The sequence below is a fragment of the Ramlibacter sp. genome (genome assembly GCF_028291745.1).
Taxonomy (GTDB): Bacteria; Pseudomonadota; Gammaproteobacteria; order Burkholderiales; family Burkholderiaceae_C; genus Ramlibacter.
On the sequence record NZ_JAQGNQ010000128.1, the window covers coordinates 22346 to 36887 of the forward strand.

The 14542-nt window shown below is 69.9% G+C and carries 16 protein-coding genes; 13 read left to right on the top strand and 3 right to left on the bottom strand.

The annotated features are described in order from the left end of the window. Positions 1-34 precede the first annotated feature (34 nt). A complete protein-coding gene (locus JWP60_RS23600) occupies positions 35-874 on the bottom strand; it encodes a hypothetical protein (RefSeq protein WP_299796974.1) in 840 nt (279 codons plus the stop codon). Between the two features lie 224 nt (positions 875-1098). Between JWP60_RS23600 and JWP60_RS23605 the strand changes: the two genes are divergently transcribed. The 9 genes from JWP60_RS23605 (at position 1099) to JWP60_RS23645 (ending at position 8985) form a co-directional block, all read left to right on the top strand. Then, positions 1099-1902: a hypothetical protein gene (locus JWP60_RS23605; protein WP_299796977.1), complete on the top strand. Its 804-nt coding sequence runs from the start codon at positions 1099-1101 to the stop codon at positions 1900-1902. A gap of 143 nt (positions 1903-2045) precedes the next feature. After that, complete coding sequence (locus tag JWP60_RS23610) at positions 2046-2489, top strand: hemerythrin domain-containing protein (RefSeq protein WP_299796980.1); 444 nt, start codon at positions 2046-2048, stop codon at positions 2487-2489. A gap of 74 nt (positions 2490-2563) precedes the next feature. Next, positions 2564-2962, top strand: coding sequence for an alternative ribosome rescue aminoacyl-tRNA hydrolase ArfB (arfB, locus tag JWP60_RS23615; protein WP_299796983.1), 399 nt, complete (start codon positions 2564-2566; stop codon positions 2960-2962). Between the two features lie 44 nt (positions 2963-3006). Beyond that, a complete protein-coding gene (locus JWP60_RS23620; RefSeq protein ID WP_299796985.1) occupies positions 3007-3930 on the top strand; it encodes an EamA family transporter in 924 nt (307 codons plus the stop codon). Between the two features lie 33 nt (positions 3931-3963). After that, positions 3964-4479 (top strand): hypothetical protein, encoded by a 516-nt coding sequence (locus JWP60_RS23625; protein ID WP_299796987.1) that lies wholly within the window; start codon positions 3964-3966, stop codon positions 4477-4479. Between the two features lie 144 nt (positions 4480-4623). Next, a complete protein-coding gene (locus JWP60_RS23630) occupies positions 4624-5274 on the top strand; it encodes a hemolysin III family protein (RefSeq protein ID WP_299796989.1) in 651 nt (216 codons plus the stop codon). A 66-nt stretch (positions 5275-5340) separates the two neighbouring features. Next, on the top strand, positions 5341-5991 hold the full coding sequence (locus JWP60_RS23635; protein ID WP_299796992.1) for a 3'-5' exonuclease: 651 nt from the start codon (positions 5341-5343) through the stop codon (positions 5989-5991). Then, on the top strand, positions 5984-6700 hold the full coding sequence (locus JWP60_RS23640) for an RNA pseudouridine synthase (protein WP_299796994.1): 717 nt from the start codon (positions 5984-5986) through the stop codon (positions 6698-6700). The genes JWP60_RS23635 and JWP60_RS23640 overlap by 8 nt, the downstream gene beginning before the upstream one ends. Positions 6701-6717: 17 nt before the next feature. Then, positions 6718-8985: an ATP-dependent DNA helicase gene (locus JWP60_RS23645; protein WP_299796996.1), complete on the top strand. Its 2268-nt coding sequence runs from the start codon at positions 6718-6720 to the stop codon at positions 8983-8985. 165 nt (positions 8986-9150) lie between these two features. Here JWP60_RS23645 and JWP60_RS23650 read toward each other — a convergent pair whose 3' ends face one another. Beyond that, positions 9151-10131 carry a CopD family protein gene (locus JWP60_RS23650; protein WP_299796998.1) on the bottom strand — a complete coding sequence of 327 codons (981 nt, stop codon included), beginning with the start codon at positions 10129-10131 and terminating at the stop codon, positions 9151-9153. Further along, positions 10131-10490, bottom strand: coding sequence for a copper resistance CopC family protein (locus JWP60_RS23655; RefSeq protein ID WP_299797000.1), 360 nt, complete (start codon positions 10488-10490; stop codon positions 10131-10133). Before JWP60_RS23655 ends, JWP60_RS23650 begins: the two co-directional genes overlap by 1 nt. Positions 10491-10803: 313 nt before the next feature. Here JWP60_RS23655 and JWP60_RS23660 point away from each other — a divergent pair, with 313 nt between their 5' ends. The 4 genes from JWP60_RS23660 to JWP60_RS23675 all read left to right on the top strand — a co-directional run bounded on the left by JWP60_RS23660 (position 10804) and on the right by JWP60_RS23675 (position 14542). Next, positions 10804-11784, top strand: a complete 981-nt coding sequence (locus JWP60_RS23660; RefSeq protein ID WP_299797001.1) for a tripartite tricarboxylate transporter substrate binding protein — start codon at positions 10804-10806, stop codon at positions 11782-11784. A 61-nt stretch (positions 11785-11845) separates the two neighbouring features. Beyond that, positions 11846-12061 carry a hypothetical protein gene (locus JWP60_RS23665; protein WP_299797002.1) on the top strand — a complete coding sequence of 72 codons (216 nt, stop codon included), beginning with the start codon at positions 11846-11848 and terminating at the stop codon, positions 12059-12061. Beyond that, on the top strand, positions 12058-12975 hold the full coding sequence (locus JWP60_RS23670; RefSeq protein ID WP_299797004.1) for a VOC family protein: 918 nt from the start codon (positions 12058-12060) through the stop codon (positions 12973-12975). The genes JWP60_RS23665 and JWP60_RS23670 overlap by 4 nt, the downstream gene beginning before the upstream one ends. 40 nt (positions 12976-13015) lie before the next feature. Continuing rightward, a complete protein-coding gene (locus tag JWP60_RS23675; RefSeq protein WP_299797007.1) occupies positions 13016-14542 on the top strand; it encodes a bifunctional 3-(3-hydroxy-phenyl)propionate/3-hydroxycinnamic acid hydroxylase in 1527 nt (508 codons plus the stop codon).

Consider the following 14542-nt stretch of genomic DNA (forward strand, 5'->3'; position numbering starts at 1 on the left):
CGGGGCGCGCCACCCGGGCGTGCCCTGCGCGCGATCAGCCTTGCGCGGTGGCCCTCCTGCCCTCGTCCTTGTTGGCCGTTGCCACGTTGCCCGCCTGGTGCGCAGCCGCGATCTGGGCGGGATCGGTGACGTCGTAGGCGCCGAACACCTGCTGCACCGTCTTCACCTCGGGCACCACGTAGATGATCGCGCCGTACTTCGCCACCGTGGGCTTCGCCACGTTTTCGTAGAAGCTCACCGGCAGGTTGATGCAGCCGAAGGAGATGCGGTTGTCGTCGGTGCTCAGCGTTGCCAGCCGCTCGAGCCGGCGCTCGCGCGCCACCATCGGGCGCACGCGGTGCATGGAAATGGCAGCGTCGTAGTTCACCCAGATCACGTCTTCCTTTTCCGCGTTGACGCCCGGCTCCGCCACGAAGCGGCCGGCCGGGGTGATCTTTTCATCGGGCTTCATTTCCGCCAGGGACTTGTCGGCAGTGCCTGGAACCAAGTCGTCGCCGTGCGCCTGCCCCAGCAACGCCGGCGCGCTGTCCTCCAGCCGGCCCTGCGGCGTGAAGACGTAGACGCGCGCGTCCTTCTTGTCGACGAGCACGAACGCATGCTGGTGGCTGTCGCCGGTGCCGACCACCCAGTTCGCCATGAGCTTCGCCTCGGGCGAAGGCGTCTCGCCGCGGAAGTCCGCAAGGTGCGCTGGCGTCTGTGCGCCCGCGGAGGCCGCTGGCGACGCCGCGTCCGGCGGGGCGTGGTGCTCGTGCTGATAGAAACCGAACGCCGCCGCCCCTGCCAGGGCCAGCAGTGCCAGCCCCAGCAGCGGTTTCTTGCGTGGCTGCGTGACCCGCTCGGAGGCTGCGCGCTCCGCCTGCGTACCATCCTGCATGTCCGGCCCTCCTGAATTTGTGCCTGCAGGTTAAGCGGGTCGCCGCAGCCTGCGCGTCCGTGCCCGCACGGCAGTGGGCGTAGGAACACAGCCGGCAATCACCGCGGCCGGTTTCCCGGCGGGGTGACAGCCCTTGGCAGCCGAACCATGGCAGGTGGACGAGCCAGCCGATGCCTGCTGGCGCGATTGCGACGAGAATGCGGCCTTTTGCGAAGGAGACCCCCATGCGCCATCTCGCCGCGTCGGCCCTCATGGCCCTTGCCCTGGCCGCCTGCAGCAGCGTTCCGCTCGGGGCAGACCCGGGTCGCTATGCGGCGATCGTCGCCGCACGCGACCGCAGTCCGGCGGACCGCGCCAACGACGTGCGGCGCAAGCCCGTCGAGATGCTGGCCTTCATCGGCGTGCATCCCGGCATGGTGGTGGAAGACCTCAGCGCGGCGCGCGGCTACACCAGCGAACTGCTGGCCCGCGCCGTCACGCCGGGCGGCCGGGTGTACGCGCAGAACCCGCCCCGTGGGCCGGCGCGCACGCCACCGGCACAGCCGGAAGGCGCGGCTGCGCCGCCCGCGGCCAGCGCGCCGGCGCCCATGCCCACGCTGTCGCAGCGGGTGGACAACCCGGCGCTGGCCGACGTGCTGATGCCGGTGACGCAGCCGTTCGAAGACCCGGTGCCCGCCGAGGCGCAAGGTCGGCTCGACCTGGTGACGCTGATGTTCAACTATCACGACTTCGGCTACATGGGCGTCGATCGCGCGCAGATGAACCGCGCCGTGTTCAACGGGCTGAAACCGGGCGGCATGTACGTGATCGCGGATCACTCGGGGCGCCCGGGCACCGGCATCTCGGAAGCCGGCAGCTTGCATCGCGTGGAAGAGGCTTTTGTCGTGCGTGAAGTGGAGGCGGCCGGTTTCCGCCTGGCGGGCCACGGCGACTTCCTGCGCAACACCAACGATCCGCGCGACCGCAACACGCCCGAGCCGCCCATGCCGAAGGACGAATTCGTGCTGCGCTTCGTCAAGCCGCGCTGAAGAGACCGGACATCCGGGCAGCCGGAGAAGCTGTTTCCGCCGGGGCGTAAGAGCCGACCTACGCAGGATGCCCGCGCACGCGGGCTGCGGTGGCGGGCCCGGTGGGTATCTTGGACTCCGATTCAAATCACAAGGAGAACACGATGCCCCAGCAGGACGACGCATGCACCATGCTCGACGAGGACCACAACAAGGTTGCCGGTCTGTTCGAACAGTACAAGGCCGCGCACGACCCGAACCGGCAGCGCCTGCTGGCCAGCGAGATCTGCCAGGAACTGTTGGTGCACATGCAGATCGAGGACGAGATCTTCTATCCGGCCTTCCAGCGCGCCACCGGCGATCAGCCTCTGGTGCAGGAGTCGAAGCGCGAGCACCAGGAAGCCCGCGAACTGATCGCCCAACTCGAGGACAAGCCGACCGAGGCGCGGCTGATGCTGGAGCTGGAAGACGTGATCCTCGACCACGTCAACGACGAGCGCGAGAAGATGTTCCCGCAAGCGCGCAAGACCAAGGGGCTGGACCTGATGCAGCTGGCGCAGCAGCTGCAGGCGCGCAAGATGGAGTTGCTGGCCGCGCACGCGGGGTGATTCCGGTCTTACTCCCTCTCCCTCTGGGAGAGGGTGGGGGTGAGGGCACACGGCGGTCACGCCACAATGCACGCATGCGGCTCACCGTTCCCGAGCATGAAGTGGAGTTCACCGCCGTCCGCGCCCAGGGGCCGGGCGGGCAGAACGTCAACAAGGTCTCGAGCGCCGTGCACCTGCGCTTCGACATTCGCGCCTCCTCGCTGCCCGCCCACGTGAAGCACAAGCTGCTGGCGATGAGCGATCAGCGCATCACCCGCGACGGCGTGGTCGTCATCAAGGCGCAGACCGCGCGCAGCCAGGAGCAGAACAAGGTCGAGGCCATGGAGCGGCTGGCGCAGATGGTGGACGAGGCCTCCGCGATCCCGGTGCCGCGCCGCCCCACCAAGCCCACTTACGGCTCCAAGCAGCGGCGGCTCAAAGCCAAGAACGTGCGCTCGCAGGTCAAGGCGAGCCGCGGCAACGAGCGCCTCTAGGGCCGCAACAGGCCCTGATCCGCGGCGCGGGGACAATGCGCGCCATGACGCAGCCCGTTCCCTTCCGACCCGCCGATCTCGTGGCCATCGTGGTGGTGGTGGTGATCTGGGGCCTGAACTTCGTGGTGATGAAGGTGGGCCTGGCCTACTTCACGCCCTTCCAGCTGGGGGCGGCCCGCTTCGCCTTCGCCTTCCTGCCGCTCGCCTTGCGCATCCCGATGCCGCGCGTGCGGCGACGCTGGCTGCTGGCCTTCGGGCTGGCGCAAGGCGTCGGGCAGTTCGGCTTCCTGTTTGTCGCCCTGCACCTGGGCATGACGGCGGCGCTGGCTTCCGTGTTGTTGCAGACGCAAGTGTTTTTCACGGCGGGGCTCGGTGTGCTGCTGCTGGGCGAGCGCATCGGCGGCCCCTTGCGCGTCGGCTTCGGCTTTGCCGCGGCGGGCCTGGCGTGCTTCGCGACGAACACCGCCGCCACCGGATCCGGCGGCGGCGCGAGCGGCCCAGCCCTGGCGCTGACGCTCGCGTCGGCGGCGATGTGGGCCACCTCCAACATCGTGGTGCGCAAGGCGCAGAGGGAAAGCGGCGGCTTCCATGCGGTCGGCTTCGTCGTCTGGAGCAGCGCCGTGGCCATCGTCCCCTTCCTGCTGATGTCGTGGTGGCTCGATCCCACGGACGCGCAGGGCAACTGGGCGCGCGCGCCGTGGCAGGGCTGGCTCGCAGTCGCCGTCCTGGGCTGGCTGGCGACCAGCCTGGGCTACGGCCTGTGGACCGGACTGCTGAAACGCTATCCCGCCAGTCGCGTCGCGCCGTTCAGTCTTGGCGTGCCCCTGATCGGCCTGGCCGCCGGCATCGCCTTGTTGGGCGAGGTGGTCACGCCACTGCAGTGGGCCGGCGCCTTGCTCGTGTTCTGCGCCCTGGGGTGCGTGCTGTTCGGCGATCGCCTGCTGCGGGGGCGGGCGGTGCGCGCCTGAGCGGCAGACCACTGCGCTATGCTGCTTGCGTCCATGCGAAGTACCTGCTTACCCCCGCGCGCGCTGTTGCCGCGCGCCATTGCCTGCCTCTCTCTTGCCTTGCTCGCCTTCGCTGCCGACGCGCAGTTCCTGCCCGGTGGCGCGCAGCTCGGAATGAACGCGCAGCAACTGCGCGAGGCGGTTCCTGCGCTGCAGCGCGTGCCGCGCCCCGTGCACATGGCGGGTGGCCTGGCGGGCAATTGGCGCGGTCCGGCCCTGGAGATCGCTGGCGTGCCGCTGGCACCGACCTTCTTCTTTGCCGACGGCGAATTGCGGCGGGTCGAGTACGTGGCCGACGCTCGCTCGGCCGCGAACGCGTACGAGTCCCTGCTGGCCTGGGGCCGTGCGAGCTGGGGCCCCGAGCTTGCATCGCAGGGCACCGAAGGCACGTACGCGGCCTGGACCACCGGCCAGGTGCAGGCCTACCTGCAGCAGTCCAGCGGCACCTCGCGGGCGCAACTGCGCCTGGTGGTGAAGCTGCTTGCCGGCAGGGACGGCAGCGAGCTTTAGCGGTGGTGCGCCGGCCGTGTCCGGCCCGCGAGCTCCCGATTCCTGCAGCTTGCTGCGGCGCTTCTCCGACAACGCCTTGGCTGGCGGGGCTGACAAGGTCAGCTTGCCCGCGCGCTCACGATCGAGTCGAACAAGGGAGGTCCCATGGCCCACACGACTGCCTGCCGCGCGCAATCGCCCAGCGAAGAAGTCGCCAATTCACTGAGCCATGGGCTGGGAGCGGTGCTGGCCGCGTTGTTCAGCCCCCAACTGATCGCCACGGCCTTGCGGGCCGGCACGCTGCAGGGCGCAGCCGGGGCGGTGTATTGCGCCTCGATGATCCTGCTGTTCTCGGTGTCGGCCGTCTACCACTGGCTGCCGGCGGGCAGCACCAAGCAGTTGCTGCGCCGGCTGGACCACGCGGCGATCTTCCTGTTCATCGCCGGTTCCTACACGCCTTTCATGCTGGGCAGCCTGGCGGAGCAAGGGGGCTACTGGTTCCTTGCGCTGGTCTGGACGATCGCCACCATCGGCACGGTGGCCAAGTGCGCCAACCGCCTCACGCACCCGGTGGCCTCCACCGCGATGTACCTCGGGCTGGGCTGGGTGTCGGTGTTCATCCTGCAGCCGCTGATGGCGGCGATTCCGCCGCAAGGCCTGCAGCTGATCGTGGCCGGCGGCGTGCTGTACACGTTGGGCGCGATCGTGTTCCACCTCGACGAGCGCATCCCCTATGCGCACTTCGGGTGGCACCTGCTGGTGCTGGGCGCGAGCGGCTGCCACTTCGTGGCGGTGATGCGCTACGCGGCGGGATGACATCCCGGGGGATCGCATCCTTGCGCAAGCGCTAGCATACGGGCCTCATCGACTCCGGGGCCCCGGATGCCTCCCATTGCCGTTATCGACTTCGAGACCACCGGCCTGTCCCCCGCTGCGGGCCACCGCGCCACCGAGATCGCCATCGTGCTGCTGGAGGGCAGCCGGGTGGTCGGCCGCTTCCAGTCGCTGATGAACGCCGGCCGCCGCATCGCGCCCTTCATCGAGGAATACACCGGCATCACCAACGAGATGGTGCAGGCGGCGCCACCCGCGGCCGACGTGATGACCGAGGCCGCGCGCTTCGTGCAGGGTGCACCGCTGGTGGCGCACAACGCCTCCTTCGACCAGCAGTTCTGGCAGTCGGAGCTGCGGCGCGTGAGCGGGCGCAAGCGGCCGGACCCGGTGTGGACCTCGCCGCCTTCCTTCGCCTGCACCATGCTCTTGTCGCGCCGGCTGTATCCGCAGGCCGGCAGCTATCGGCTCGGGGCGCTCGCATCTTTTCACGCACTGCCCGACGCGGGCCGTGCTCACCGCGCGCTGGCGGACGCCGAGGTCGCCGCCTCGCTGCTTTGCCGCATTCGTGGCGATCTCCAGGAGCGCTACCAGGTCGACGAGGCGCCGCACGACCTGCTGGTGCAGTTGCAGCGCTGCCAGCGCCGCTCCATGCCCAAGGCGATCGCCGCCTATTTCGAGGGACTGCGCGACCATGCTTGACGAGGCACAGCGGCTTTCCAAGGCCGTCGCGGCGCTGGTGCCCTGTTCGCGCAGGGAGGCGGAGCAGTACATCGTCGAGGGGCGCGTCACCGTCGACGGCCGCAAGGTGGAGGAGCCGCAGTTTCGCGTGGCCTCCGGGCAGCGCGTCGAGGTCGACAGCCGGGCGCAACTGCAGCCGCTTGCGCCCGCAACGTTCCTGCTGCACAAGCCGGCGCGCATGACGAACGAGGAAGCGCGCTCGCTGCTGGTGGCGGGGAATCACTGGAGTGGCGACGCATCGGGCATCCGGCGCATCAAGAGCCATGCCGCCGGGCTGGTCGCGCTGCTGCCGCTGCCGACGCCGGCCAACGGCCTGTCGGTCTTCAGCCAGGACGGGCGCATCGTCCGCAAGCTGCAGGAAGACGCGGCAGTGATCGAGCAGGAATTGCTGGCCGAGGTCACGGGGACCATCGCACCCGGCGGCCTGGAGCGCCTGTGCCGCGGGCTGCTGCGCGAGGGCAAGCCCATGCCGCCGGCGCGCGTGAGCTGGCAGAGCGAGGCGCGCCTGCGCTTCGCGGTCAAGGGCATCGCGCCGGACTGGCTGCCGTGGATGTGCGCGCAAGTGGGACTGGAACTCACCGCGCTGCGCCGCCTGCGCATCGGCCGCGTCGCGATGGCCGGTCTGCCGCCGGGGCAGTGGCGTTACCTGCCGACGGGCGAGCGCTTCTGATCGCATACGATCCGGCGATGCCCTATACCGTCGCCGTTCGCGCCCTGTGCGACTTCACGGCCAGGCGCGGCGACCTCGACCTGCGCTTCACCCCCTCGCCCAGCGCGCAGGAGGGCATCGCCGGGCATCAATGGGTCGCAGGGCGGCGCGGCGATTCCTACGAGACGGAGATCAGCCTGCGGGGCGAATTCGCGGGCCTCACGGTACGTGGCCGGGCGGATGGCTACGACCCCGCGCGGCATCGTCTGGAAGAAATCAAGACGCATCGCGGCGACCTGGCCAGGCAGCCCGCGAACCATCGCTACCTGCACTGGGCCCAGGCCAAGGTCTACGGCTGGCTGCTGTGCGAGGCGCGCGGCTTCGCCGAGCTGAATGTCGCCCTGATCTACTTCGACATCGCCAGCCAGGAGGAAACGGTCTTCGTCGAGACGCACTCGGCGCAGGCGCTGCGCGAGTTCTTCGAAGCATCCTGCCAGGACTTCCTGGCGTGGGCCGAACAGGAGGCGGAACATCGCAGCCGCCGCGACGACGGCCTGCAGGCGCTGGCCTTTCCGCATCCGAGCTTTCGCACCGGCCAACGCGAGCTGGCCGCCTCGGTCTACAAGGGCGTGGCCAGCGGCCGCTGCCTGTTGGCGCAGGCGCCCACCGGCATCGGCAAGACCATGGGTACGGTCTTTGGCATGCTCAAGGGCGCCAAGCCGCACGGGCTCGACAAGGTGTTCTATCTCACCGCCAAGTCGACCGGCCGCGCCATGGCGCTGGACGCCGCCCGGAAGATCGGCGACAGCGCGCCCGCGCTGGGCCTGCGCGTGCTGGAACTGACCGCGCGCGCAAAGGCCTGCGAGCACCCCGACAAGGCCTGCCACGGCGACGCCTGTCCGCTGGCGCGCGGCTTCTACGATCGCCTGCCGGCCGCGCGCCGTGCCAGCCTCGGCTTGCCACGCATGGACAGCGCCGCCCTGCGTAGCGTCGCCCTGCAGCACGAGGTCTGCCCCTACTACCTGGCGCAGGAGTTGTGCCGCTGGGCCGACCTGGTGGTGGGCGACTTCAACTACTTCTTCGACAGCAGCGCGATGCTGCACGCGATGACGCTGGCCGGCGAGTGGCGCGTCGGCGTGCTCGCCGATGAAGCGCACAACCTGGTCGAACGCGCGCGCGCCATGTATTCCGCGGACCTGCGGCAGGCGGACCTGCGCGCGCTGCGCGCCACGGCGCCGGCGCTGATCCGCTCCGCGCTCGACAAGGTCAGCCGCGCCTGGACCTCTCTGCGCAAGGCGCAGGCCGAGGGCCGGCTCGAGACCCTGCCCGACGGCTTCGTCACCGCGCTGAAATTCGCGAGCAGCGCCTTCGAGGCGCACTTCGCCGAAGCGCCGCCGGGCGCGGATCACGGCAGCCTGCAGCAGGCGTACTTCGACATCCTGGGCTTCGTGCGCCTGGCCGAATCCTTCGGTTCCCATTCGGTGCTGGAATGGTCCGAGCCAGACAGCGCCGGCGGCCGGCCGGCCGCCACCATCCGCATCCAGAATCTCATTCCCGCGCCTTTCCTGAAGCCGCGCTTCGCCGCGGCGCGCTCGGTGACGCTGTTCTCGGCGACGCTCACCCCGGCGCGCTATTGCACCGACATGCTGGGCCTGCCGGCCGACACGGCCTGGATCGACGTCGACTCGCCGTTCGGGCCGGATCAACTCCAGGTGGAGGTGGTCAGCCGCATCTCGACGCGCTATGGCGACCGGCAGCGTTCGGTGGCGCCGATCTGCGCGCTGATCGCGCAGCAGTTCGCAAGGCGGCGGGGCAACTATCTCGCCTTCTTCAGCAGCTTCGAGTACCTGGAACTGGTGGCCTCGGAGTTCGCGCGCAGCCACCCCGACATCCCCACGTGGATGCAGGCGCGCGGCATGGATGAAGCGCAGCGCCGGCAGTTCCTCGAGCGCTTCGCACCGGGCGGCGCGGGCGTCGGCTTCGCGGTGCTCGGTGGCAGCTTCGGCGAGGGCATCGACCTGCGCGGCGACCGCCTCATCGGTGCCTTCGTCGCCACACTCGGATTGCCGCAGATGAACCCGCGCAACGAGCAGCTCAAGGCCTGCCTGCACACGGTGTTCGGCGCCGGCTACGACTACACCTATCTCTATCCGGGCATCCAGAAGGTGGTGCAGGCCGCGGGCCGCGTGATCCGCACGCAGGAGGATCGGGGCATCGTCTACCTGATCGACGACCGCTTCGCCCGCCCTGCGGTGCGCGAGTTGCTGCCCGCCTGGTGGCGCATCGGTTCGCCCGCCACGGCCTGAGGATCGTTGCGTGCTCATCGACCTGATCGACGGCACCTAGGACTGTTCCGCCATTTCCACGGGCTGCGCCGCATTCAGGCAAAAAGGTCTGAGGGATATCTTCATCGCGTGGAAATGAGAACGACGGCGTATGCACCAGCGCCGGGTCGCAATGTCATCCGACCATCACATGTCCCGCATGTCGTGCATGTGATGCGCGCCGGCGCCATGCGTGCCTGGTGCCGTCACGCCGAGGATGCCCACCAGCACCAGGACCAGCGCACCCAGCGCCACTTCCAGCAGGACGCTGGCCTGCAGCCGTCGCAGCGCCTGCAGGCGTGCGGCCTGCGACGCTGCCGATTGCGCGGCCGGCGCCAGCAGCAGGCGATTGCTCGCGGCCAGCAGCAGCATGAGCCCGAACGCGGACAGCTTTGCCAGCAGCACCAGGCCGTACTTCGTGGCGACGAGATCGCGCGGCGTGTCCAGCAACCACAGGGCATTGCCCAGGCCCGTCAATGCCAGCACGCCCACGGCAACCATGCCGGGCAGCGAGAACAGGCGAGCCGCTGCGGCGGCCAGGTCGGCCGAGGCCGGCTCCGCGCTCTTGCACGCGCGCCGGATCACCAGCCACAGCGGCGGCAACATCCCGAGCCACACGCTGGCGGCCAGCAGGTGCACGGCATCCACGAGCGCGTGCAGCGGCTGCGTGCCGACGGCGTGCCCGGCCCACCCGAGGCTGCAGACGACCAGCAGGGCCAGACCTGCAGTGATCCAGTGCCGCGGTGGCGACCCGCCACCTTGCTTGCCCGCGGGCCACAGCAACAGCACCGCGATCGCCAGCCACAGCGTCGCGCGCAGCGACCACACGTGGCCGAAGGTGGTCTGCGCCACGACGGTGCCCAGGACGGAAGGCGTGAGGGCCTCGGCCGCCGGCCGCCCGCTCATGCTGATCGCGAGCAGCCCCAGCCAGGCGAGCCACGAGACCGCCCCCGCGACCACGCCGCTGATCGCAAGCGCGCGCAACTGGCCACGCACCCGCAGGGCGAGTGCCGCGCTGCCGGCAGGCGGGGCGATGCGGCGCAGCACCAGGATCTGGAACGCGAAGGCGCCGGCCAGCAGCGCCGACGCGGCGATGTGGGCGGCCTTGACCCAGGCGAGAGCGGACACTAGGGCGCGACGTGGAACGCGAACCGGCCTTCGGAAACGTGCGTGTCGACGGAGACGATGCGCCACACCGCGAGGTAGGCGCCGGCGCCCAGCTTCGTGAGCGGCACGTGCAGCAGCTTGCGGTCCTTGGGGTCCACCTGCACGGCCGCCGTGTCCACCCGCTTGCCCTGGGCATCGAGCACTTGCACGCTGCTGAACGCGGGCTCCACCCCCTCGGTGAACCACAGGCGCAGTTCCGGCGGCGCCACCTTCACGGTGGAGCCAACCTTGGGATCGGCCTTGTCCAGAAACGCGTGCGCGCCGGCGGCGAGACAGAAGCAGGCCGCCAGCACCGCGACCAGGAAGTTGCGTGATTTCATCGGGCCGACGCCAGCAGGGGGCGCCCCAGGGATTGCGGGAACAGATCGTCGAGGAAGAAGTGCAGCTGCGCAAGCACGCCCACGCCGATGTCGGTCGTGGAAAGAACCGCTGGCCGACGGAGCCGTGGGCGCCTGCTGGATCCGGCAAGGCAGCGAGGGTGGCGGCAGTGGATGCGCATGGCGGATGTGGTGGTCGTTCTCGGCGCGAGCGTAGCGCGGATTGGCCGGCCTCGGGAAAACGCGGAGGGGGGCTGGCGCCGGGGGCCACAGAATCGCGTCGCCCTCATGGACGACCGGAGCCTGGAGACCGAACATGCCCGCCAGCCTTCCCTTACGCCGCCGCACCTGCCTGGCCGCCGCCGGCGCCCTGCTGGTACCCGGCCTGCGCGCGCAGCGCACGTATCCCGAGCGCCCGATCAAGGCGGTGGTGCCCAATGCGCCCGGCAGCTCGGTGGACACCATAGGGCGGGTCGCCACGATGGAGATGGCCAAGGTGCTGGGCCAGCCGCTCGTGATCGACAACCGCGCGGGCGCGGCCGGTGCGATCGGCGTGGAGGCGGTGCGCAATGCCGCGCCGGATGGCTACACGGTGCTGGTGGGCTCCAGCAGCGCGATCTCGGTCGCCCCCTTCCTGCAGAAGGCCGTGACTTACCAGCCGCTGCGCGACTTCGACCTGGTCTCGCTGATCGCCCTGCTGCCCAACGTGCTGGTGTGCAACCCGCAGCTGCCGGTGCAGAACGTGCGCGATTTCATCGCCTATGCCAGGAGCAAGAATGGGGACCTGCGCATGGCCTCGGCCGGCATCGGCTCGGTGAGCCACCTGGCAGGCGCGGCCTTTCAGACGGCTGCCGGCGTGAAGGCGCTGCACGTGCCGTACAAGGGCGGCAGCCAGGGCGTGGCTTCGGTCGTCTCGGGCGAGACCGATTGGGTATTGACGCCGGCGCCCGCTGCAATGGCGCTGGTGGCCGGCAAGCGCTTGAAATTGCTCGGGCACAGCATGGCGCCAGGCACGCAGCCGCTCGGCGCCACGCCTGCGATCGGCAGCGAGTTGCCGGGGTTCGAATTCGCCAGCTGGATCGGGCTGATGGCGCCCAAGGGGCTGCCGGCGGGCGCGACCGATGCGTTGGTGAGGGCGGTTGCCGTGGCGGTGCAGCGCAGCGAGGTGCAGAAGTCCTTCGAGCTCAATGGCGCGGTGGCGCACGCCTCGACGCCCGAGGAGTTCCGCGCGTACCTGGTGCGTGACATCGAGACGACGCGGCATGCGATTGCGGCGGCGGGCGTGCAGGCGGAGTAGGGTGCATGATCGACTGCACGAGGGCGGGGCACATTCCTGCGATCCCCGGCGGAGACCCGCATTGAGCGCCATCAATACATCATCGCGTTGCGCCTGCGGCATCGACGCGCACGCCCACGTCGTGCCCGAGAATTTCCCGAAACACGCAGGCGCGGCCATGCCGGTCGACTGGCCCTCGATGGTGGCGGCCGCCGGCTTCGATGAAGCCACGGTGCAGCGGCTGGTGCATCGCAATGCCGAGCGCTTTCTCGGCCTGACCAAGGAAACGACCCCATGAGCCCCTGGATCGATGGACTGCGCAGCGTGGCGCTGAACGTGCCCGACCTCGCGCACGCCGAGGAGTTCTACACGCGCACCTGGCATCTCGAAGTGGCGGGGCGTGGCGAGAACGTGCTCTACCTGCGGGGCAGCGGCAGCGATGCCTACCTGTTCGCGCTGCATCAGGGCGGCGGCGCGGCGCAGATCCGCCACGTCACCTTGCGCGCGCGCAGCCGCGAAGCCTTGGACGCGGTGCGCGCCAACGTGCTGCGCGCCGGCGGCAAGGTGCTGGCCGAGCCGCAGGAACTCGCAGGTGATCCCGCTGGCGGTACTGGCCTGACGGTGCAGGATCCACATGGCCGCACGTTGCAGGTGGTCTGGGGCGACGCGCGCCGGGCCGAGGCGCCGCCGGTCAGGGACCGGCCGATCCGCCTCACGCACGCGGTGTTGAACAGCCATGCGGTGGACGAGACGCGCCAGTTCCTGCAGGACGCGCTGGGTTTCCGGGTCGCGGACCGCACGGGGATCATGGCCTTCATGAACTGCAACAGCGATCACCACACGATCGCGATCGGCATCACGGACAACGACGCTCTGAACCACATCGCCTTCCTGATGCCGGACTTCGAGTCGGTGATGCGCGGCGGCGGCCGCATGAAGGACGCGGGCTTCCCGATTCACTGGGGACCTGGCCGGCATGGTCCCGGCAACAACCTGTTCAACTACTTCATCGATCCCTTCGGCGTCGTGATCGAGTACACGGCCGAAGTGCAGCAGGTCGACGACAGCTACGAGTCGCACGGCCCCGAGTTCTGGAAGTGGCCGCCGGGCCGCCTGGACCAGTGGGGCATTGCGAGCGCGCCCTCCGCCACCTTGAAGGAAGCGCAAAGGCGCGTGCTCTTCGCGCCGCACCCCGATTACCTGGAGAGCTGACAAGCATGAAGTTCGTCAGCCAACCCGAAGCGGCCTGAACGTGTTCGACGTCGCGATCGTCGGCTACGGGCCGGCGGGGCAGGTGGCCGCCGCCTTGCTCGGGCAGGCGGGGCTGCAGGTCTACGCCTGCGACCGGCTCGCCGAGGTCTACCGGATCCCGCGCGCGGTCGCCCTGGATCACGAGATCCTGCGCGTGTTCCAGCAGCTCGGGGTGGAGGCGGCGATCCGGCCTTGGTGCGAGCCCTTCACGCCTTCGGAGTACTACGGCGTCGACGGCCGCCTGATCCGCCGGATGACGATGGTGGCGCCGCCCTATCCGCAGGGCTACACGCCTTCGATGGTCTTCACGCAGCCCGAGGTGGAGCGCGTGCTGCGCGAGCGCGTTGCGCAAATGGCCAGAGTGCGCGTGGAGCTCGGCGTGGAGATGCGCCGCATCACGCAGGACGAGCATGGCGTGCAGCTGGAGATCGAAAGCGCGGAGGGCCGGCTCACGCAGGTCCAGGCGAAGTACGCGATCGCCTGCGACGGCGGCTCCAGCACGGTCCGCACGCAATTCGACATGCCGCTCGAAGACCTGGACTTCGACGAGCCCTGGCTGGTGGTCGATGTGCTCGTGAACGAGCAGGGCCTGGCCAAGCTGCCGGCGGTGAGCGTGCAGTACTGCGAGCCCGATCGGCCTTGTACGCTGGTGATCGGACCGAAGAATCACCGGCGCTGGGAGATCTCGCTCAAGCCCGGCGAAGACCCGCAGCAAGCCGCGGCGCCCGCGGCGACGTGGCAGCATCTCGCCCGCTGGCTCACCCCGGCCGACGGCACCCTGTGGCGCCAGGCGAGCTACCGCTTTCACGCGCTGGTCGCCGCGCAATGGCGGCGCGGCCGCGTCTTCCTGGCCGGCGATGCGGCGCATATGCAGCCGCCCTTTCTGGGGCAGGGCATGTGCCAGGGCGTGCGCGATGCCGCCAACCTCAGCTGGAAGCTCGCCGCCGTGCTGCACGGCGAGGTGCAGGCTGCGGCGGCCGAGGCGCTGCTGGACTCCTACGGCGTCGAACGCAAGGCCCACGTGCGCGAACTGACCAGCCGCATCAAGGCCGTCGGCGCGGTGATCTGCGAGCGCGATCCCGCCCGCGCCCGTGCCCGCGACGAGCGCCTGCTGGCCGAGTGCGGCGGTGTGGTGAAAGACACGCCGCGGCAAGACCTGCTGCCGGCGCTGTCGCAAGGCCTGCTGTCGCGCCATGCCCATGCCGCGCGCGGCCAGCTCTTTCCGCAGCCGTGGATCGCGGCCGAGGGAGGACGCCGCCACCTCGACGAGGTCTTCGGCAACGGCTGGCGCCTGGTGCTTGCGGCGGGCACGCCGGTGCCTGCCGCAGCCAAGGCGCTCCCCGGCCTGCGTGTGCTGCGCAGCGAGGAGCTGAACGAGACCGAAGGCGTGCTGGCCGCCTGGTTCGGTAAAAACGAGCTTGCGGGTGCGCTCGTGCGGCCCGACAACTACGTCTTTGGCGTGGCGCCGGGCGCCGACCAGGCGGGTGCGCTGGTCGAGGAAGCGGCCGCGGCACTTGGTTTGATCTAA

Coding starts and splice junctions, on each gene's coding strand:
- JWP60_RS23600 (WP_299796974.1), bottom strand. CDS start 874: ATGCAGGATGGTACGCAGGCGGAGCGCGCAGCCTCCGAGCGGGTCACG.
- JWP60_RS23605 (WP_299796977.1), top strand. CDS start 1,099: ATGCGCCATCTCGCCGCGTCGGCCCTCATGGCCCTTGCCCTGGCCGCC.
- JWP60_RS23610 (WP_299796980.1), top strand. CDS start 2,046: ATGCCCCAGCAGGACGACGCATGCACCATGCTCGACGAGGACCACAAC.
- arfB (WP_299796983.1), top strand. CDS start 2,564: ATGCGGCTCACCGTTCCCGAGCATGAAGTGGAGTTCACCGCCGTCCGC.
- JWP60_RS23620 (WP_299796985.1), top strand. CDS start 3,007: ATGACGCAGCCCGTTCCCTTCCGACCCGCCGATCTCGTGGCCATCGTG.
- JWP60_RS23625 (WP_299796987.1), top strand. CDS start 3,964: ATGCGAAGTACCTGCTTACCCCCGCGCGCGCTGTTGCCGCGCGCCATT.
- JWP60_RS23630 (WP_299796989.1), top strand. CDS start 4,624: ATGGCCCACACGACTGCCTGCCGCGCGCAATCGCCCAGCGAAGAAGTC.
- JWP60_RS23635 (WP_299796992.1), top strand. CDS start 5,341: ATGCCTCCCATTGCCGTTATCGACTTCGAGACCACCGGCCTGTCCCCC.
- JWP60_RS23640 (WP_299796994.1), top strand. CDS start 5,984: ATGCTTGACGAGGCACAGCGGCTTTCCAAGGCCGTCGCGGCGCTGGTG.
- JWP60_RS23645 (WP_299796996.1), top strand. CDS start 6,718: ATGCCCTATACCGTCGCCGTTCGCGCCCTGTGCGACTTCACGGCCAGG.
- JWP60_RS23655 (WP_299797000.1), bottom strand. CDS start 10,490: ATGAAATCACGCAACTTCCTGGTCGCGGTGCTGGCGGCCTGCTTCTGT.
- JWP60_RS23660 (WP_299797001.1), top strand. CDS start 10,804: ATGCCCGCCAGCCTTCCCTTACGCCGCCGCACCTGCCTGGCCGCCGCC.
- JWP60_RS23670 (WP_299797004.1), top strand. CDS start 12,058: ATGAGCCCCTGGATCGATGGACTGCGCAGCGTGGCGCTGAACGTGCCC.